Origin of the sequence: Pseudomonas sp. FJ2-5-13, from assembly GCF_029201605.1 — a bacterium.
GTDB lineage: Bacteria > Pseudomonadota > Gammaproteobacteria > Pseudomonadales > Pseudomonadaceae > Aquipseudomonas > Aquipseudomonas lactis.
In genome coordinates, this window is sequence record NZ_CP104045.1 from 1,594,111 (window position 1) to 1,612,539 (window position 18,429).

Annotated in this window: 15 protein-coding genes; 8 read left to right on the plus strand and 7 right to left on the minus strand. The window is 60.9% G+C overall.

All coding sequences use genetic code 11. From position 1 onward, the window contains the following. Positions 1-143: 143 nt before the first annotated feature. Both N2A98_RS07095 and N2A98_RS07100 read left to right on the plus strand, forming a co-directional pair. The gene (locus N2A98_RS07095; RefSeq protein ID WP_044272720.1) at positions 144-722 is read left to right on the plus strand and encodes a YceI family protein; all 579 of its coding nucleotides are present in this window, start codon (positions 144-146) and stop codon (positions 720-722) included. A gap of 1 nt (position 723) precedes the next feature. Beyond that, complete coding sequence (locus tag N2A98_RS07100; protein ID WP_044272722.1) at positions 724-1,881, plus strand: phosphatidylserine/phosphatidylglycerophosphate/cardiolipin synthase family protein; 1,158 nt, start codon at positions 724-726, stop codon at positions 1,879-1,881. 102 nt (positions 1,882-1,983) lie between these two features. Here the strand turns inward: N2A98_RS07100 and bglX are convergent, their stop codons facing one another. After that, positions 1,984-4,275: a beta-glucosidase BglX gene (gene bglX, locus N2A98_RS07105; RefSeq protein ID WP_069557999.1), complete on the minus strand. Its 2,292-nt coding sequence runs from the start codon at positions 4,273-4,275 to the stop codon at positions 1,984-1,986. A 241-nt stretch (positions 4,276-4,516) separates the two neighbouring features. Here bglX and N2A98_RS07110 point away from each other — a divergent pair, with 241 nt between their 5' ends. From N2A98_RS07110 to N2A98_RS07125, 4 genes are all read left to right on the plus strand, one after another. Next, positions 4,517-5,128: a LemA family protein gene (locus N2A98_RS07110; protein WP_014717327.1), complete on the plus strand. Its 612-nt coding sequence runs from the start codon at positions 4,517-4,519 to the stop codon at positions 5,126-5,128. A gap of 18 nt (positions 5,129-5,146) precedes the next feature. After that, complete coding sequence (locus tag N2A98_RS07115) at positions 5,147-5,875, plus strand: TPM domain-containing protein (protein ID WP_032893092.1); 729 nt, start codon at positions 5,147-5,149, stop codon at positions 5,873-5,875. A gap of 31 nt (positions 5,876-5,906) precedes the next feature. Further along, positions 5,907-6,524 (plus strand): TPM domain-containing protein, encoded by a 618-nt coding sequence (locus N2A98_RS07120; RefSeq protein ID WP_032893090.1) that lies wholly within the window; start codon positions 5,907-5,909, stop codon positions 6,522-6,524. Between the two features lie 222 nt (positions 6,525-6,746). Next, entirely contained in the window at positions 6,747-7,964 is a 1,218-nt protein-coding gene (locus N2A98_RS07125) for an SAM-dependent methyltransferase (protein WP_275623193.1), read from the plus strand. 611 nt (positions 7,965-8,575) lie between these two features. Here the strand turns inward: N2A98_RS07125 and N2A98_RS07130 are convergent. The 5 genes from N2A98_RS07130 to N2A98_RS07150 form a co-directional block, all read right to left on the minus strand. After that, positions 8,576-11,134 (minus strand): TonB-dependent receptor, encoded by a 2,559-nt coding sequence (locus N2A98_RS07130; protein WP_275623194.1) that lies wholly within the window; start codon positions 11,132-11,134, stop codon positions 8,576-8,578. 126 nt (positions 11,135-11,260) lie between these two features. Beyond that, positions 11,261-12,229, minus strand: a complete 969-nt coding sequence (locus tag N2A98_RS07135) for a FecR domain-containing protein (RefSeq protein ID WP_044272732.1) — start codon at positions 12,227-12,229, stop codon at positions 11,261-11,263. Continuing rightward, positions 12,226-12,765 carry an RNA polymerase sigma factor gene (locus N2A98_RS07140; RefSeq protein WP_044272734.1) on the minus strand — a complete coding sequence of 180 codons (540 nt, stop codon included), beginning with the start codon at positions 12,763-12,765 and terminating at the stop codon, positions 12,226-12,228. The genes N2A98_RS07135 and N2A98_RS07140 overlap by 4 nt, the downstream gene beginning before the upstream one ends. A gap of 208 nt (positions 12,766-12,973) precedes the next feature. Beyond that, entirely contained in the window at positions 12,974-13,846 is an 873-nt protein-coding gene (locus tag N2A98_RS07145; protein WP_044272736.1) for a dihydrodipicolinate synthase family protein, read from the minus strand. Between the two features lie 30 nt (positions 13,847-13,876). Next, the gene (locus N2A98_RS07150; RefSeq protein ID WP_044272738.1) at positions 13,877-14,659 is read right to left on the minus strand and encodes an aldolase; all 783 of its coding nucleotides are present in this window, start codon (positions 14,657-14,659) and stop codon (positions 13,877-13,879) included. A 160-nt stretch (positions 14,660-14,819) separates the two neighbouring features. Between N2A98_RS07150 and N2A98_RS07155 the strand changes: the two genes are divergently transcribed. Then, entirely contained in the window at positions 14,820-15,347 is a 528-nt protein-coding gene (locus tag N2A98_RS07155) for an XRE family transcriptional regulator (RefSeq protein WP_275623195.1), read from the plus strand. A gap of 123 nt (positions 15,348-15,470) precedes the next feature. Here the strand turns inward: N2A98_RS07155 and N2A98_RS07160 are convergent, their stop codons facing one another. Beyond that, positions 15,471-16,487, minus strand: coding sequence for a DUF4917 family protein (locus tag N2A98_RS07160; protein ID WP_275623196.1), 1,017 nt, complete (start codon positions 16,485-16,487; stop codon positions 15,471-15,473). Positions 16,488-16,610: 123 nt separating this feature from the next. Between N2A98_RS07160 and yiaY the strand changes: the two genes are divergently transcribed. Then, positions 16,611-17,759, plus strand: a complete 1,149-nt coding sequence (gene yiaY / locus N2A98_RS07165; RefSeq protein ID WP_032893080.1) for an L-threonine dehydrogenase — start codon at positions 16,611-16,613, stop codon at positions 17,757-17,759. Positions 17,760-18,429 lie beyond the last annotated feature (670 nt).

Below are 18,429 nucleotides of genomic sequence, written 5' to 3' on the forward strand. Positions count from 1 at the left end.
GCTTGCTCGCGAAGGCGGTGTATCAGCTACACATGTATTGACTGGCACTGCGCTTTCGCGAGCAAGCCCGCTCCCACAATGAATTTGCGCCGTTCATGAGATTGCGCTTATGGTTCGCTCAGGTTTTCCCCCGCGAGTCTTCAATGTCAATCAAACCCTTGGCCTTCGCCCTTTTGGCCGCTGCAGCAGTGCCCGCCCACGCCGACTGGTACCTGGATAATGAATCCTCACGCCTGTCCTTCGTCACCACCAAAAACACCGAGATTGCCGAAGTGCAGCGCTTCCTGGTGCTGCACGGCAAGGTCGACGCCAAAGGCGCGGCTCAGTTGGAAGTGGAACTGGAGTCGATCAACAGCGGCATCCCGCTGCGCGACGAGCGCATGCGTAGAGAGCTGTTCGAGATCAAGACCTTCCCCGAAGCGCAGATCAGTGCGCAGATCAACCTGCAGCCCATCAACGACCTGGCGTCCGGCGCGCAGTTGGAATTGCGCCTGCCCCTGAGCGTCACGCTGCACGGCAAGACCCAGACCTACAGCGCCGAGCTGCTGGCCACGCGCCTGGATGATCGACGTTTCCAAGTGGTGACCCTGGAGCCTGTGGTATTGCATGCCGAGGATTTTGACCTGGCGCCGGGTGTAGCTGCCTTGCGCAAGGCAGCGGGGCTCAAGTCGATCAGTTTGTCAGTGCCGGTGGGTGCGGTGCTGATCTTCACGGCGCGCTGACATGAGCGGCGCAGTGTTCCCGTGGCGCAGCGCCAATCAGTTCGAATTGCTGATCGACGGGCCGAACTTCTTCCCGCAGATGCTGGTGGGCATCGCCCGGGCCGAGCAGCAGGTTGACCTTGAGTTGTACCTGGTCGAAGCGGGTGCCTGCGCCGAAGCCATGGTGCAGGCACTGGTGCTGGCCGCCGAACGCGGCGTGCAGGTGCGTTGCCTGTTCGATGATTACGGCAGCCTGGCGTTTACCCTGGGGCTGCGCAAGCGCTTGACCGATGCCGGTGTGGAGTTGCGCTTTTACAACCGCCTGAACTGGCGGCGCTGGATGCGCAACCTGTATCGCGACCACCGCAAGTTGCTGCTGATTGATCAGCGTGTCGCCGTGGTCGGTGGTACGGGCGTCACCGACGAATTCTGGACGCCGGGCCAAGACACCGCCGACTGGCATGAAGTGATGGTGCAGATCAGCGGCCCATTGGTGCTGGACTGGCAGGCCCTGTTCGACCGGCAATGGCACGCTAACGCTGCGCGCCGTGAATGGAAACCGGCGACCCATTTTGGTTTGCCCCGCTTGCCCAAGGTGCCCGCCACCGGGCCGGGGCTAGGCCGCGTTGCGTATGCCGACGCCCGTCAGCACCGTGACATCCTGCAATCGTTGATTCGCGCCTTGAACAGCAGCAAATCGCGTATCTGGCTGGCCACCCCGTACTTCCTGCCCACCTGGAGCGTGCGCCGTGCCTTGCGCCGGGCGGCTGGGCGCGGCGTGGACGTGCGTCTGTTGCTCACCGGGCCGCGCACCGATCACCCGTCGGTGCGTTACGCCGGGCACCGTTATTACCCGCGCCTGCTGCGTTCAGGCGTGCAGATCTTTGAATACCAGCCGTGCTTTTTGCACCTGAAGATGGTGCTGGTGGACGATTGGGTGAGCATTGGCTCGTGCAATTTCGACCACTGGAATCTGCGCTTCAACCTGGAAGCCAACCTGGAAGCACTGGACCCGCAATTGACGGCAGCGGTGGTGGGCAGTTTCGAAGCGGACTTTGCCCAGAGCCAGGCGGTGAGCCTGGAGGCATGGAAGGCGCGGCCGTTGTGGCGGCGGGTGAAGCAGCGGGTGTGGGGCTGGATTGACCGGCTGGTGGTCAATCTGCTCGACCGGCGCGGCTAGTCGCATCACTCAATCAAATGTGGGAGCTGGCTTGCCTGCGATACAGGCAAGCCAGCTCCCACAAAAGCCAGCTCCCACCCAGGCCGTGTTTACAGCTTCAGATCAGAGCAGTTCGAAGGTTTGTTGCTGCACGTCCTGGGAATCCAACCCGATCTGCACATTGAACTCACCCGGTTCGGCCGCGTACTTGAGCTGGCTGTTGTAGAACTTCAGGTCGTCCTCGGTAATGGTGAAGTGCAGCGTGCGCGCTTCGCCGGCCTTGAGCATGACCTTCTGGAAGTTCTTCAGCTCCTTGATCGGGCGGATCATCGAGCCGGCCACGTCCTGGATATACAACTGCACAACCGTTTCGCCGTCTACCTTGCCGGTGTTCTTCACGGTGACGCTGGCGTCGAGCTTGCCGGTCTTGTTCAGGGTGGTGGACGACAGTGCCATGTCCGACAGGCTGAACGTGGTGTAGCTCAGGCCATAGCCAAACGGAAACAGGGGGCCTGTGGTGTCATCGAAGTACTGCGAGGTGTAGTTGCCCGGCTTGCCTGGGGTGAATGGCCGGCCGATGGTCAGGTGGTTGTAATAGGTTGGAATCTGCCCAACGGAGCGAGGGACGGTGATCGGCAGCTTGCCCGATGGGTTGTAGTCGCCGAACAGCACGTCGGCAATGGCGTTGCCACCTTCGGTACCTGCGAACCAGGTTTCCAGGATCGCATCGGCCTGTTGGTTTTCTTCCAGAATCGACAGCGGACGGCCATTCATCAGCACCAGCACCAGCGGTTTGCCGGTGGCTTTGAGGGCCTTGATCAAGTCGCGCTGGCTTTGCGGGATGTTCAGGTCGGTGCGGCTCGATGATTCGTGGGACATGCCACGGGACTCGCCCACCGCCGCGACGATAACGTCGGCGTTGTTCGCCGCCTTCACCGCTTCGTCAATCAGCACTTGGGCAGGGCGCGGGTCATCCACCACTTCCGGGGCGTCGAAGTTGAGGAAGTTGAGGTAGTCGAGCACCGCTTTGTCGCCGGTGATGTTGGCGCCACGGGCATAGAGCACTTTGCCTTTTTCGCCGATCACGGCGTTCATGCCGTCGAGCAGGGTCACCGATTGCGCAGGCCGGCCGGCAGCAGCCCAACTGCCCATCATGTCGATAGGCGCCTTGGCCAGCGGGCCGACCAGGGCAATGGTCGCGGATTTTTTCAGCGGCAGGGTGTCGTTGTGGTTTTTCAGCAACACCAGGCTGCGGCGCGCAATGTCGCGGGCCTCGGCCCGGTGCAGGCGGCTGTCGGCGTAGGTGTCGACCGGGTCATCCTCGGCCTTGCCGATGCGCAGGTACGGGTCCTTGAACAGGCCCATGTCGTACTTGGCGCCAAGCACTTCGCGCACGGCGTTATCGATGTCGCTCTGCTGGATTTCGCCGGACTTGAGCAACCCAGGCAGTTCCTTGCCGTACAGCGAGTCGTTCATGCTCATGTCGATGCCGGCCTTGATCGCGAGCTTGGCGGCTTCACGCCCGTCCTTGGCCACGCCGTGCTTGATCAGCTCGAAGATCGCGCCGTGATCGCTCACGGTCAGGCCCTTGAAGCCCCAGTCCTTGCGCAGCAGGTCGTTCATCAGCCAGGTGTTGGCCGTGGCAGGCACGCCGTTGATCGAGTTGAGTGCCACCATCACGCCGCCGGAGCCAGCCTTGATCGCTGCGTGGTAGGGCGGCAGGTAGTCCTGGTACATCTTGACCGGGCTCATGTCGACCACGTTGTAGTCGCGCCCGCCTTCCACCGCGCCATAGAGGGCAAAGTGCTTGACGCTGGCCATGAGGCTGTCGGCATTCGCGGGGCTGGTGCCCTGGAACGCCTTGACCATCACTTCGGCAATGCGTGACACCAGGTAGGTATCTTCACCGAAACCTTCGGAGGTGCGGCCCCAGCGTGGGTCGCGGGAGATATCGACCATGGGCGCAAAGGTGATGTCGAGGCTGTCGGCGGCGGCTTCCTGGGCGGCGATGCGCCCGGAGCGGCCAATGGCGTCCATGTCCCAGCTGGAGGCCAGGGCCAGGCTGATCGGGAAAATGGTGCGGTGGCCGTGGATCACGTCATAGGCGAAGAACATGGGGATCTTCAAGCGGCTGCGCATGGCCGCGTCCTGCATCGGACGGTTTTCCGGGCGGGTGATGGAGTTGAACGTGCCACCGATGCGGCCGGCGGCGATTTCCTTGCGGATCAGCTCGCGGGGCATTTCCGGGCCGATGCTGATCAGGCGCAATTGGCCGATCTTCTCATCCAGGGTCATTTGCTTGAGCAGGTCGCTGACAAAGGCGTCCTTGTCGTTAAGCGCAGCAGGCTTTGTTTCTGCCCAGACGGGGTGGGTGGCCAGCGTTGCAACAAGGCCGAGCAAACACAGCTTTTTCATGAATATCCTTTTTCGGCTACTGCGCAGCATTCAAAGCGATGCTGTCGGCCAAAATGTGGGGAACGTCTATTGTTGTTCGGGTGTTGTTCAGATAAATGCAGCACACTCTGAACTCTTTTTCGCGCTGGGCATCTTTGTAGCTGATTGGCTCGAAGCATTCCAGTGGTGGCGGATTATGCCCCAAGCGCGTGGTTTATAGGGTTAGTCGTCACATTCCATCAGATCGGGCAGGAGAAACACCATGCAAGCAGCACACACTTATCGCTGGGGCTTCAAGGCTGCGGCGCTGTTACTGATCAGCAGCGTGCTGAGCGGTTGCGGCATCAACAACATCCCGACCCTGGACGAACAGGCCAAGGCCGCCTGGGGCCAGGTGCAGAACCAGTACCAGCGCCGTGCCGACCTGATCCCCAACCTGGTGGAAACGGTGAAGGCGTATGCCGCCCACGAACAGGAAACCCTCACCGCGGTGATTGAAGCGCGGGCCAAGGCCACCTCGATCCAGGTGGATGCCAGCACCCTGGACAACCCCGAGAAACTCAAGCAGTTCCAGCAAGCCCAGGATGGCCTGAGCGGCGCACTCAGCCGTTTGATGGTGGTGTCCGAGCGTTACCCGGACCTGAAGGCCAACCAGAACTTCCTGGCCTTGCAATCGCAACTTGAGGGCACCGAGAACCGTATCGCTGTGTCTCGCCGTGACTTTATCCAGGCCGTACAGGCTTACAACACCGAGATCCGCACCTTCCCGGGCCGCCTGTGGCACAGCGTGATGTACAGCGACTTGCCGATCCGCGCCACGTTTGAAGCCACCAGCGCCGATGCCGATAAAGCGCCGCAAGTGAAGTTCAAATAAGGCTGCACTGAGGTGTCGATGCGTTTATTACGGATAGGCCTGGCGCTGTGGCTGTTGGCCTGCGTGGGCGTGGCCCAGGCGGCGCTGACCTTCCCGGCGCTGACCGGGCGGGTGGTGGACAGCGCGCAGATGATCGACCCAGCGGTGCGCGAGCAACTGACCCAGCAATTGCAGGCGCTGGAGCAGACCTCGGGCGACCAACTGGTGGTGGTCACCGTGCCCGACCTGCAAGGCGTGCCCATTGAGGACTACGGTTATCAATTGGGCCGCCAGTGGGGCATTGGCCAGAAGGGCAAGGACAACGGCGCGCTGTTGATCGTCTCCCGTGATGACCGCCAGTTGCGCATCGAAGTCGGCTATGGCCTGGAAGGCGTGCTGACCGATGCGCAATCCTGGGTGATCATCAACCAGGTGATCCTGCCCAAGTTCAAGGCCGGCAATTTCAGCCAGGGCATCAGCGATGGCGTGGCTGCGATGATCCAGGTGGTGGGCGGGGAGCCCTTGGCGGTGCCGGCTCATGTGGCGGATGCCAACTTCGCCATGGATAATCCCGGCTTTTCCATCGGCCTGTTTATTCTGCTGATCGGCGTGTTGTGGTTGTGCAACCGCATGGGCTTGCCGGTGGGCGCCATCCTGCTGGCGATTCTCAACAGCAGTGGACGCGGCGGCGGTGGGGGCGGCGGTGGCGGTGGTTTCCGTGGCGGCGGCGGTGGCTTTGGCGGCGGCGGGGCTTCGGGCGGCTGGTAATGACAATAACGAAAATAGAGCATCTACAACCATGGCATTACTGACTGAACACGAGCAGCGCCAAGTCGCCGAAGCGATCGCCCGGGTCGAGAAAACCACCGACGCGGAGTTGGTCACCGTGCTGGCGGCGCGCGCCGACGACTACGCCTACATTCCGTTGCTGTGGGCGAGCTTGATCGCGTTGGTGGTGCCGGGTGTGGTGCATTACCTGTCGGGCTACTTAACCATGTACACCTTGCTGGTCGCGCAGTGGGCGACGTTCATTGTGCTGTGCCTGGTGTTTCGTTTGCCCAAGGTCACCACCCGGCTGATCCCGCGTTCGGTACGCCACTGGCGTGCATCCAACCTGGCGCGGCGGCAGTTTATGGAGCAGAACCTGCACCACACGGTGGGTAGCACCGGGGTGCTGATTTTTGTCAGCGAGGCCGAGCGTTATGTGGAGATCCTGGTGGATGAGGGGATTTCCAAGCGCCTGGATGACAGCAATTGGGACGCCATTGTCCAGGCGTTTACCCAGCAAGTTAAACAGGGGCAGACGCTGGCCGGGTTCATCGCCTGCGTTGAAGCCTGTGGCGAGTTGCTCAAGGTGCATGTGCCCGTTACCCAAACCCGCAACGAACTGCCCAATCGCCTGGTCGTACTCGAATAACTGGAACACCATCGATCGAAAAGTGTGGGAGCGGGCTTGCTCGCGAATGCGGTGCTTCAGTCTCTATTATATTGACTGACACACCGCATTCGCGAGCAAGCCCGCTCCCACATTAGTGTTCGGCGTTGTCCAATCCAATGACCGTTGATCAAATAACCCCGTGCCCTCAACCCCCATCCCGCCTAAAATGCCCGGCATTCTTTACCCGAGGCGTTTTTGTTCATGTCCGTCACCGCTCAACCTGCCCGCCCTGCGCCGGATCATCATGCCCAGTTCATCGAACTGTTGAGCGCAAGCCTGGCGCAGAACGCGTTTATCAAGCTGGTGCTGGCCAAGTACGTCGGTGAGGAAGCCGAGCTGCAGCGGCTGATCATCAAGCCGGTGGTGGTCAAGGAGCAGCCTTGCCTGTCGTTCGTCTATCGCTACAAGACCCGCGATATCACCAAGAACTTTCCCTTGGCCGATGGCGTGGCGGCGATTGCCGAGCTGTTGCCCAGCTCGTTCAAGAACGCGCACTTGCTGGCACTGACCGACGAAGCCCAGTTGGAATACAGCAAGAAGAACAAAAGCTCGCTGTTCAAAAGCAAACCGCAGCAACTGCGCGAGGCGCCGTCGGCTGAGCATAACCGCGAGAAAAATCGCTTCCTCGACCTGAGCCGGCCGTTCCTCGCCGACCTGGGTGTGACCGACGCCAAGCAGGCGCTGATCCCTTCGATGTCGCGCAAGTGGAAGCAGATCAACAAGTTCATCGAAGTGTTCAGCCATGCGCTGACGTCGTCGCCGTTGCAGCTCGACCGCCCGGTGCGTGTCGCCGATTTCGGCTCGGGCAAGGGCTACCTGACCTTCGCCATTCACGATTACCTGCGCAATACCCTCAAGGCCGAGGGCGAGGTCACCGGTGTCGAGTTGCGTGAAGACATGGTCACCCTCTGCAACAGCGCCGCCGCACGCCTGGAGCACCCGGGGCTGGTGTTCAAATGTGGCGACGTGCGCAGCGTGGCGCCCAGTGAGCTGGATGTGATGATTGCCTTGCACGCCTGCGACATCGCCACCGACTACGCGATCCACACCGGCATCCGTTCCGGCGCGTCGATCATCATGTGCTCGCCGTGCTGCCACAAACAGATTCGCCTGCAGATCCAGAGCCCGGCGCTGCTCAAGCCGATGCTGCAATACGGCCTGCACCTGGGCCAGCAGGCGGAAATGGTCACCGACAGCCTGCGTGCGTTGTTCCTTGAAGCCTGTGGCTATGAGACCAAGGTGTTCGAGTTCATCTCGTTGGAACACACCAACAAGAACAAGATGATCCTGGCGGTCAAACGTGCCGAGCCTGTGGACAAGGCGCAGTTATTGGTGAAAATCCAGGAGCTCAAGGCGTTCTACCACATCACTGAGCACTGCCTGGAAACCCTGTTGCGCGGGGATGGCTACCTGGCCTGAAATGGGCGCGGTCCCGTGTGGGAGCTTGCTCCCGTGACGGCCCGGCGGCCAGCGCATATCTACCTGACGCCCCGCGATCCAAATGTGGGAGCTGGCTTGCCTGCGATGACGGCCTGCCAACCGCCCCATATCTATCTGACGCCCCGCGATCAAATTGTGGGAGCGGGCTTGCTCGCGAAGGCGGCCTGACAGGCGACACAGTTGGATTGTGTACATATCCATTGCTGCGGTAACGGCCACTTAGGGTTCCGCTCTGACAGCGGCTCACTTTTGAAAAGCGCAAAAGTAAGCAAAACGCTCTTGCCCCACCACTCGGCACCTCGCTTAGGCTCGGTGTGCCCGTAATCCGCCAGTGATTTGGGGGGCCGCCGCCACGCGCCATCCTTGGCGCGGGGCGGCTAAACCGGCATCCCTGCCGGTTTACCCCCCAAATCCCTGTCGAATTCCGGCCAGCGTGGTTTGACGGGGCGCTTGAGATCAAAAGCAGATCAAGATCAAGAGCGACTCGCTTCGCATCGTGGTTACCGGTGGCTGCGGCGAACTGCACAGTTGTGTAGATACTCATGGCTATCGCAGGCAAGCCCGCTCCCACAGTTGGAATACGTGCGTGGTTAGAAGAACCGCGTCACGCTGATCTTCGCATCACGCCCTTTGGTGTACGCCCGGTCGCCGCTCAAGGCTGGGCGGAAGTTTTTGTTGAAGAGGTTGTCCACGGTGAAGTTCACCTCGGTGCCTTTGAGGTACGCCTGCTGCGGTGTCCATTTGGCGAACAGGCCCTGGGTGTTGTAGCGCTTGTTGCCGTACTGGTCGTAGAACAGATCGCCGATGCTGGAGCCTGGGCCGCCGGAGTATTTGTCGCTGGGCAGGCGGTCGGTGGCGCCGATGAATTGGCCCATCCAGCCCACTTGGGCATCCCAGGCCGGGATGTGGGTGCCCAGTACCAGCACCCATTTGGTCGGCGGGATGTCCCGCGCTGCCACGTCCGGGCCCCAAGGGTTGGTGTAGGCGCCTTGGTGCTGGCCCTTGGCATAGGCGAACGACACCGAGCCAAACAGGTAGGTGGAGTTGTAGATCGACTCAAGCTCGACACCCTTGATGGTCAGGCTGCCGATATTGCGGTAGTTGGACATCGGCCCAGGCGGGCACGCTGAAGCTATGCTGCCGCCGTTGATGGCCTGGTTCTGGCAGCCTACGCCGGTGGCCTTGAAGATCTCGTCTTCGACCTTGTTGTGGAACAGGGTGGTGCGCAGTTGCAGGTTGTCGTCCTGGGCTATCAGGTTGTCGAAGCTGGTGATGTTGCCCAGGGTGATCGAGGTGATGCGCTCCGGGTCCAGGTCGACGCTGGTGGCGGTGCGGCTGCCCACGCCCTGCACTTCGTATTGTTCGTCGATTACCGGGGCGCGCCAGGTCTGGCTCCAGTTGGCGAACAGCCCGACATTCGGCGTCACGGTCCAGAACAGCGCCAGGCGTGGCGACCAGCCGGTGTAGGTGCGGTCGCTGTAGTCGTGACCCACTGCTGGGTTGGGGTTGTTGTAGTAGGGCGCATCGTTGCCTTCGCCGCGGTTGCGCACATGGTCATAGCGCAGCGACGGTGTGATCGTCACGTCGCCCAACGTCACCGCATCCTGGATAAAGAAGCTGTTGGTATCGACTTTGCCGTGGGGCATGAAACCCGGCTGGAAGTGCCCGTAGTTGTAGCGCGGTGTGTTGTAGGCGCCGCCGGGCATCCACATTTCGGTTTCGCGGGTGTGCTTGCGCACTTGCCCGCCGACCGTCACGGCATGCTGCAAAGGGCCGGTGTCGAACAGGCTGACGTTACGGATATCCAGGAGCTTGTCGGTGTAGGCGGTGTCCATCTTGCGCCCGCCGGTGGCCAACTGGAAAAACGCCGTGGCGTCACGCTCATCGGTCTGCTCGGTGTTGGACTGGGAGTACTTGATGGTCAGGTCCACCAGCGGGTTGTCCAGCGGCTGGTATTCATACTTGCCCGACCAGGTGGTGTCGACCGTGTCGCGGTGGGCGAGAAAACGCTTCAACGCGCCTTCATAGCCGTAGCGGTCAATGTTGAACTGGGTGGGCGGCGTGGGGTAGCTGGCGGCGGAAAACGGCGTCCAGCGGTTGCTGTGGGAGCGTGAGTACGACAGCCCGACACTGTGCTCATCGGTAAAATGCGCGTTGACCTTGAACAGCTTGCCGTCCACATCCTGGGCGCTGTTGGGCAGGCGCTGGGGGTTGATCGGGTACTCATTGTTGTCGTTGGGCAACTTGGCGGCCACTTTCATATCGCCGCCGTCGCGTTGGGTCAGGTAGGCCAGCGCATCGAAACGGCCATCGTCGGTACGGCCGTACACGGCACTGCTGTAGACCTGCTCATGGTCGTTGCTGGAGTAACCATATTTGAGCATCGCACCGCTGTTGCGGCCGTCCTGGAGCAGGTCCGGGGCGTCCTTGGTGACCATGTTGACCGTGCCACCGAAGCCGCCATTGCCGGTGAACGGCGAGTTGGGGCCTTTTTCCACTTCGATGCGCTTGATCAGCTCGGGCTCGATGAAGACCGTGCCTTGCTGGTAACGCTCAAAGCCCGTCTTGGTGGCACCGTCAACGGTCAGCGGTACGTCTTCGGCATCGCCGAAACCACGGATGTTGATGGTCTGGCCACCGGGTTTCAGCGAGCCGCCCTGGCTGACACCGGGCAAGGTCTGCAACAGGCTGGGGATGTTATTGGACTGGTAGCGGTCGATGTCGGCCTGGGTGAGGGTGGAGCGGTTGACGGTGCTGGCGTTCACCTCATTGCCGGTGCCGATCACGCTCAGGGTGTCCAACTGGATCGCGCCACCGCTGGTGGTTTTGCCCGCATCGGGGCGCACCACGTAGGTACTGCCGACCTTGAGCAGGATGAGTTCACCGTTCTTGAGCAGGGAGCGAATGGCCACTTCCGGGGTGTAGTCACCGTTAAGCGCCGGCGCCTGCACGTTCTTGAGCAGGGTTTCATCGAACAGCAGCTGGATTTTCGCCTGCTGGGCCACCTGGCTCAGGGACGTGGCCAACGGCTGAGCCGGCAGGTGCAGCTTGAACGACTCGGCCTCGGCGCTGAGGCTCAAGGCCAGGCACGTAGCCATGAGTGTCGGTCGAAGAAACAGGTGCGAAGCGTGGCAAGGCGCGCGAAACATGAAATCCCCCGGAGCGGCTAAATAGCCAAAAAGGTGTGCGTATCAAACACAGACAGGAGGAAGACGGGGCAGGCAAAAAAAACCACACATGCGAATGCAAAATATTCTCATGTGTGAGGTTGCCGTCTATTTGCTCGGCTCGATTCTGATCGTGCCATCGGCCGAGAGTACGGTTTTCACCGGCAACAGCGCGGGCAAGGCGTTGAGCAGGGCGTCTGGGTCATTCACGTCAAGGTTGCCCGATACCTTGAGTTGCGCGACGGCCTTGCTCACCTGCAACGACGTCTGCGGGCGGTACAGGCTCAGCTCGTCGATCAGGCTGGCCAGTTCGCGATTGCGAAATGACAAGTGCCCGCTGCGCCAATCGGCGACCTCTTCGGCGCTGAGGGTTTGCGGTTGCACGGTGCCTTTGGCGTAGTTGTAGGAGGCCCGCTGCTGGGCGCCGAGCAGGGTGGCGGAGCTTTTGCCATTTGGCGCGAAAGCGACCTGGCCATGGGCAACGCTGACCACCAATTGCTGCTGCCCGCGGCGCACATCCAAAGCAGTGCCCACCACCCGTACGCTCGACTCGCCGGCTTGCACGTAAAGGGGGCGCTCCTTGTCGGCGGCCACTTCGATGTACAGCTGGCCTTTGTCCAGGTGCAGCACCCGTTGATGGGCGCTGAAGTCCACGCGGATATGGGTATTGGCATTTACGTACAAGGTGCTGCCATCCGGCAGATTCAACGTGCGCATGCCTTTGGCATGGGTGGCCACCTGGCTGTGATACAGCTCGCGCGGCGCGCCGAGCGAGGTCGCCAGCACGGCGCACACCAAGGCAGCGGCCACCGCCAGGGCAGGGCGCCAGAGGTTGGGCTTGCGCTGGGGCAGTGCCAGCGGTTTGTTCAGTTGTTGCAATTGGGCGAGGTCGGCCCACAGCTGTTCGAACTCGGCATAGGCGCGCGCGTGCGCGGGCACCGCTTGCCAGGCGGCAAAGGCTTTACGGTCGGCGCGGCTGACTTGGTTGCGGTTGCGTGCAAACCAACTGGCGGCTTGGGCGTCGATGCAATCGCTCGCTTGGCTGTCCAGCGCGTTTGTGTCGCTCGGGCGGTTCATTCTGGCTGCTCCGTGCCGGTGTCGGGTTGAAGGCGTCGCTTGCAGTGCAACAAGGCAAAGGCGATGTGCTTTTCCACCATGCTGGTGGAGATGCCCATGCGCGCTGCGATCTGCGCCTGGCTCAAGCCTTCGAAGCGGTGCAGCATAAGGGCTTCTCGGCGGCGGGGCGAGAGTTCGGCGAGGACTTCTTTCAACTGCTCCAGGCGTTGCAGGCGCAGGGCGGCAGCCATGGGGTCGTTGTGCTCGTCAGTGACCGGCTCGGCAGCCATTTCGGCATGATCAGGGTGGACGGTTTGCCGTACTTTCTGTTTGCGCCAATGATCGCGCAGCAGATTGCGCGCCATCTGGAACAGAAACGCCCGTGGCTGCTCGACCTTGGCACGGTCGCGGTAGCCCAGCCATTGGGTAAACACATCCTGGGCCATGTCCGCCGCGTCGCTGGCGTTGTCCGTGCGTTTACGCAGGAAATACAGAATGTCTGCATAAAACCCGCGACAGGCATCGGCCGATGGCGGGTCGGGCTGGGGACGAGACATGGATATCCTTCTTGACGAAGCACGGCTTGGAAAAGTCGTGAATGATATCGAGAACTATTGTCATTTGTCTCTATGTAAGTGCCATCTACTGTAGGAGGTAGGAGCGAGCTCGCTCGCGAAAAACCAACAGGCGACACGAGCACCCAGATGGGCTGCGTTATCGTTGGCGTTCTTCGCGAGCAAGCTCGCTCCTACAGGGGGCGGGTGTTTACGTCAGAAGTGTTTTCAGTTGCTCGATCCCTGCTTCGCCCAGAGGGAATACCGGGAGGCGTGGGTTACCCACTTCCAAGCCGGTCAAGCGCAACCCGGCCTTGATCGTCGCCGGCAGCCCGCCTTTGAGGATGAATTGCAGCAATGGCAACTGTCGGTAGAACAGCTCGCGTGCCTTGTTCAAGTCATCGGCCAGTACGGCCTGATATAGGCTCAGGTTCAGTTGCGGGATCAGGTTCGGCGCGGCGGTGCACCAGCCTTTGGCACCAGCCGCGAAGGCTTCCAGTGCCAGCGGGTTGCAGCCGTTGTAGAACGGCACGTCACTTTGCAGTTTCAACTGGTGCATGCGCTGGATGTCGCCAGTGCTCTCCTTGACCATGGTCACGTTCTCGACCTGCTTGAGAATCCTCAGGATCAGCTCCACCGACATGTCGGTGCCGCTGGTGGCCGGGTTGTTGTAGAGCATGATCGGTACGCCGATGCTGTCGCCGATCGCGGCGTAGTGGGCGAGGATTTCCGCTTCACTGAGTTTCCAGTACGAGGCCGGCAGCACCATGACCACATCGGCGCCGTGCTCTTCGGCGTAGCGGGCGCGGCGCACGGCCTTGGCGGTGGTGAGGTCGGACACGCTGACAATGGTCGGCACGCGCTTGGCGACCTTCTTGATGCTGTAGGCGCTGACTTCATCCCACTCGGCATCGCTCAGGTAAGCGCCTTCGCCCGTGCTGCCCAAGGGCGCGATGGCGTGGACGCCGCTGTTGATCAAGCGGTCGATGGAGTGCCCGAGGGCGTCGAGGTCAACGCGCTGGCCGTCGGCACTGAAGGGGGTGATGGTGTAGCCGATGATGCCGTGAATGGTTGGGCTGGACATGGGGAAAACTCCGGTCGAAAAAGGGGGCAATCAGTTCAGGCAATCGGCGTGCTTGCGCAGGTTTTGCCGGGCGTAATAGTTGAACGCGGCGCCGTGGCGCTTGGGCTTGGAAATCCAGTCATGGGCCTCGCGCCCCAGCTCCGGAAGGATCGGTTTGACGCTGCCCGCAGACATCGCCAGCAACTGCAACTTGGCAGCCCGTTCGATCAACTGCGCAATCACGCAGGCTTCTTCGATGTTGGCCCCCGTGGACAACTGCCCGTGGTGCGAGAGCAGGATGGCGCGCTTGTCGCCCAGGGCCGTGGTGATGATTTCCCCTTCTTCATTGCCCACCGGCACGCCGGGCCAGGCTTGCAGGAAAGCGCAGTCTTCGTACAGCGGGCAAAGGTCCATGTGCGACACCTGCAGCGGTACTTCCAGCATCGACAGCGCGGCGATGTGCGTGGGGTGGGTGTGGATGATGCAGTTTACATCCGGTCGGCCGCGGTACACCCAGGTGTGAAAACGGTTGGCGGGGTTGGGAATGCCGTGGCCTTCCAGCACCTCCAAGTCTTCGTTGACCAGCAGCAGGTTGCTGGCGGTGATTTCGTCAAAACCCAGGCCCAGTTGCTGGGTGTAGTAGGTGCCAGGCGTTGGCCCCCGTGCGGTGATCTGCCCGGCCAGGCCGGAGTCGTGGCCGTACTCGAACAGGATTCGGCAGGTCAGCGCCAGCTTTTGCCGGTCGGTCCACGTATTATCTGCCAGGCTGTTTTGCATCTGGCTCAGTGCTTGCTTGACCAGTTGGTCTTTTGGGAGTGCTAATGTCTTGGCCATATCGGTGTCCTTTGGGTGGTTCAATGGACGTCGGATTTGCTGGTCGCCCGCTGCTCGCAAGGTCGTTGGGTGAATGCAAATGACACTAAAGATGCTATATGACACTTTGTGTCATTGGCAAGCCTGTCTCATCGCTTTCTGCATGGATTAACCGCAGCAAATGTCTATCCGCTTGAAAATATTAAGAAAAAAACTTGGCGTAACCCTGGAGGCCCTGGCCGAAAAATCCGGGATGACCAAGAGTTACCTGTCGAAAGTCGAGCGCGGGCTCAATACGCCGTCCATCGCTGCGGCGTTGAAACTGGCCAAGGCACTGAACGTGAAGGTCGAAGAGCTGTTCAGCGAAGACAACGTCAGCCTCGACAACTACAGCCTGGTGCGCAGCCATGAGCGGCCCGACACCTCGCCGGGTTATGCGGTGCTGGCCCATCAAGTCAGCGAACGCAGCCTGTTGCCGTTCATCATCTACCCGCCGGCGGAGTTCACCGACAAGACCTTCAAGGAGCACCTGGGGGAGGAGTTTTTATTCGTGCATGAAGGCCAGGTGGAAGTGGATTTCATGAACGAGCGCGTGCTGCTGGAGCGCGGCGATGCGCTGCATTTCAACGCGCAGAAACCCCACCGGATTCGCTCGGTGGGAGAGGTGCAGGCGCAGTTGCTGGTGGTGGTGCACAGCGCTGAGGAGTGAGCCTTCTTACTCATTGAAATGCAGTCAATGTGGGAGCTGGCTTGCCTGCGATAGCGGTGTATCAGTGCCAGATGGGCCAACAGACAGGCCGCTATCGCAGGCAAGCCAGCTCCCACATTTTAATCAGCGTTCCACAGGGACTGATAGTGCCGGATTGCCCAGCGGATGCGTACGCGCCGCAAAGAATTTCAGCGTTACACCACTGCCCTCGAACAACTCCGAATACCGCCGCTTCTGCTGGCGAATAAACCCATCACTGCGCCCCGACACCGAGATCGCCAGGGTGCTGATGCTGGCCTGGCCAATAGCATCCACCAGGTGTTTATCCTGCAGCCCCAAGTCATGGCCGAAGATGCACAGTGCGCCTTCATGGCTCAACAGCTGTTCATAACAGAACGACAGATAATCCGAACTGCGGATGCTTTTGAGCTTCTCCTGCACCTTGCCTTCACTGACAAACAGCGGCACATCGTCGAGGGTTTTGATCGTGTTATTGATGGCAAAACTGCTGAGCAGGGTGCTGTCAGTGGACGGCAATTTACGCGCTGTGCCGTCAAGGTTGCGCACCAGGTGCAAGCCGCCGTGCAGGTACAGGATGCGGGTGGCGTCGGTGTGCGTATTGCGCAGGTCGAAGCTTGAGTCGGCGCTGCGAAACAGGTCGTCGATGCCCGGTGCGTGCAGGGTCGCCCAGTAGTTGAGCAAGTCGTAGTTACTGGTGAAGACGGTGGCGTAGGTGGCCAATTCTGCGTGGATCGTCGCCAGCGTCGACGGCTGCACCAGGCGCCAGGGAATGTGCACGGTATGGATGGTGTTAATCAACGCTTCCTTGATCGCGTAGTAGCGGTTACGCGGCGCCGCCGAACTGACCGCCAGGGCCTTGTTGACCCGGCTGGTGGTTTTCAAGGCGCCCAGGGCTTGCTCGAAACTGCGGGTTTGCAACGCGTCGAACACGCTGAGTTCGGAGGGGCTCAGGGGCTTTTCTTCGACGGTACGGGCGTTTTCGAACAGCGAGTCGTAGGCGAAGTCTTCCCAAATCGTGCGGCTGGCGCCGTTACCGATCAGAATCCCGCTGAAGTCGACGGCAGCGCGCAGGGCACTCCAGTCTTCAAGGTGGGCGTCAATATCCTGGAAATCCTTCATTGCGGCGGGTCTACTCGAAATCGGCTGGGGGGTGACTTTATCACGAGCCGGCATTGATCCTGATCAAGATGCGCCACGCGGTACAGGTTGATTCTGTCGGCATAAAGCCTTTGAGGATTGACCATGAGCAGCACGTTTTTCATCCCCGCCGTCAACATCATGGGCATCGATTGCCTCGACGAAGCGATGACCGCCATTCGCAACTACGGCTTCGGCAAGGCGTTGATCGTCACCGACGTTGGCCTGGCCAAAGCTGGTGTGGCTGGCATGATCGCCGAGAAGCTGGCGATGCAGGATATCGACTCGGTGATCTACGACGGCGCCAAGCCCAACCCCAGCGTGGAAAACGTCGAAAAAGGCCTGGCGCTGCTGCAACAGAGCGCCTGCGATTTCGTCGTGTCCCTGGGCGGCGGTTCGCCCCATGACTGCGCCAAGGGCATCGCCCTGTGCGCTACCAACGGCGGGCGCATCGGCGACTATGAAGGCGTCGACCAATCGAGCAAGCCACAATTGCCGCTGGTGGCCATCAATACCACCGCTGGCACGGCCAGCGAGATGACGCGTTTTTGCATCATCACCGACGAAAGTCGCCACGTAAAAATGGCCATCGTCGATCGCAACGTCACGCCGTTGCTGTCGGTCAACGACCCGGCCCTGATGGTCGGCATGCCCAAGGGCCTCACCGCCGCCACGGGCATGGATGCGCTGACCCACGCCATCGAAGCCTACGTGTCCACCGCTGCGACACCGATCACCGACGCCTGCGCGATCAAGGCCATCGAATTGATCAGCGCCAACCTGCGCCTGGCGGTCCGCGACGGCACTGACAAGGCTGCACGGGAGAACATGGCTTACGCACAATTCCTCGCCGGCATGGCCTTCAACAATGCGTCGCTGGGGTTTGTGCATGCCATGGCCCACCAATTGGGCGGCTTGTACGACCTGCCCCACGGTGTGTGCAACGCGGTGCTATTGCCCCATGTACAAAGCTTCAACGCCAGCGTCTGCGCCAAACGCCTGAGCGACGTGGGCCGGGCCCTTGGTGCGGATATCAAGGGCATCACCGTAGAAGAGGGCGCCCAGGCCGCGATTGCGGCGATTCGTAGGTTGTCCCAGGACGTGGAAATTCCTGCTGGTTTGCGTGAGCTTGGCGCTAAGTTGCAGGACATTCCGTTGCTGGCCAGCAATGCGCTGAAGGATGCCTGCGGGCTTACCAACCCTCGGCGGGCGGATCAGCGTCAGATTGAGGAGATCTTTCGGAGCGCTTTTTGATAGGCATAGGTACCTACACAATGTTGGCGCGATGCTGGGCTTGCTCCCGTGACGCCCTGACAGCCGACGCTTATCTACCTGCCGCCCCGCGATCAAACTGTGGGAGCTGGCTTGCCTGCGATGGCGGCCTGACAGTCAACACCAATCTACCTGACACCCCGCAATCCGACTGTGGGAGCGGGCTTGCTCGCGAAGGCGGCCTGGCAGTCAACACAGTTGGATTGGGTACATATCCATTGCTTCGGTAACGGCCACTTAGGGTTCCGCTCTGACAGCGGGTCACTTTTGGAAAAGAGCCCCAAAAGTAACCAAAAGGGCTCTTGCCCCACCACTCGGCACCTCGCTTAGGCTCGGTGTGCCCGTAATCCGCCAGTGATTTGGGGGGCCGCCGCCACGCGCCATCCATGGCGCGGGGCGGCTAAACCGGCATCCCTGCCGGTTTACCCCCCAAATCCCTGTCGAATTCCGGCCAGCGTGGTTTGACGGGGCGCCTAAGATCAAAAGCAGATCAAGATCAAGAGCGACTCGCTTCGCATCGTGGTTACCGTCGGCTGCGACAGCTTACAAAGTTGTGTAGATACCTATGTTTTGATAAGGGCAGCCTTCAGCGGCACGGGTTAAGCTACACGCCTAATGCATTCGAGCATCAAGCGTGCGGCGTGCCGCTGAG

Bases quoted from the DNA above. Each gene is read 5' to 3' on its own strand.
- N2A98_RS07110 (WP_014717327.1), top strand. From the start codon at position 4,517: ATGCAAGCAGCACACACTTATCGCTGGGGCTTCAAGGCTGCGGCGCTG.
- N2A98_RS07125 (WP_275623193.1), top strand. From the start codon at position 6,747: ATGTCCGTCACCGCTCAACCTGCCCGCCCTGCGCCGGATCATCATGCC.
- N2A98_RS07115 (WP_032893092.1), top strand. From the start codon at position 5,147: ATGCGTTTATTACGGATAGGCCTGGCGCTGTGGCTGTTGGCCTGCGTG.
- yiaY (WP_032893080.1), top strand. From the start codon at position 16,611: ATGAGCAGCACGTTTTTCATCCCCGCCGTCAACATCATGGGCATCGAT.
- bglX (WP_069557999.1), bottom strand. From the start codon at position 4,275: ATGAAAAAGCTGTGTTTGCTCGGCCTTGTTGCAACGCTGGCCACCCAC.
- N2A98_RS07135 (WP_044272732.1), bottom strand. From the start codon at position 12,229: ATGAACCGCCCGAGCGACACAAACGCGCTGGACAGCCAAGCGAGCGAT.
- N2A98_RS07140 (WP_044272734.1), bottom strand. From the start codon at position 12,765: ATGTCTCGTCCCCAGCCCGACCCGCCATCGGCCGATGCCTGTCGCGGG.
- N2A98_RS07160 (WP_275623196.1), bottom strand. From the start codon at position 16,487: ATGAAGGATTTCCAGGATATTGACGCCCACCTTGAAGACTGGAGTGCC.
- N2A98_RS07145 (WP_044272736.1), bottom strand. From the start codon at position 13,846: ATGTCCAGCCCAACCATTCACGGCATCATCGGCTACACCATCACCCCC.
- N2A98_RS07130 (WP_275623194.1), bottom strand. From the start codon at position 11,134: ATGTTTCGCGCGCCTTGCCACGCTTCGCACCTGTTTCTTCGACCGACA.
- N2A98_RS07150 (WP_044272738.1), bottom strand. From the start codon at position 14,659: ATGGCCAAGACATTAGCACTCCCAAAAGACCAACTGGTCAAGCAAGCA.
- N2A98_RS07155 (WP_275623195.1), top strand. From the start codon at position 14,820: ATGTCTATCCGCTTGAAAATATTAAGAAAAAAACTTGGCGTAACCCTG.
- N2A98_RS07095 (WP_044272720.1), top strand. From the start codon at position 144: ATGTCAATCAAACCCTTGGCCTTCGCCCTTTTGGCCGCTGCAGCAGTG.
- N2A98_RS07120 (WP_032893090.1), top strand. From the start codon at position 5,907: ATGGCATTACTGACTGAACACGAGCAGCGCCAAGTCGCCGAAGCGATC.
- N2A98_RS07100 (WP_044272722.1), top strand. From the start codon at position 724: ATGAGCGGCGCAGTGTTCCCGTGGCGCAGCGCCAATCAGTTCGAATTG.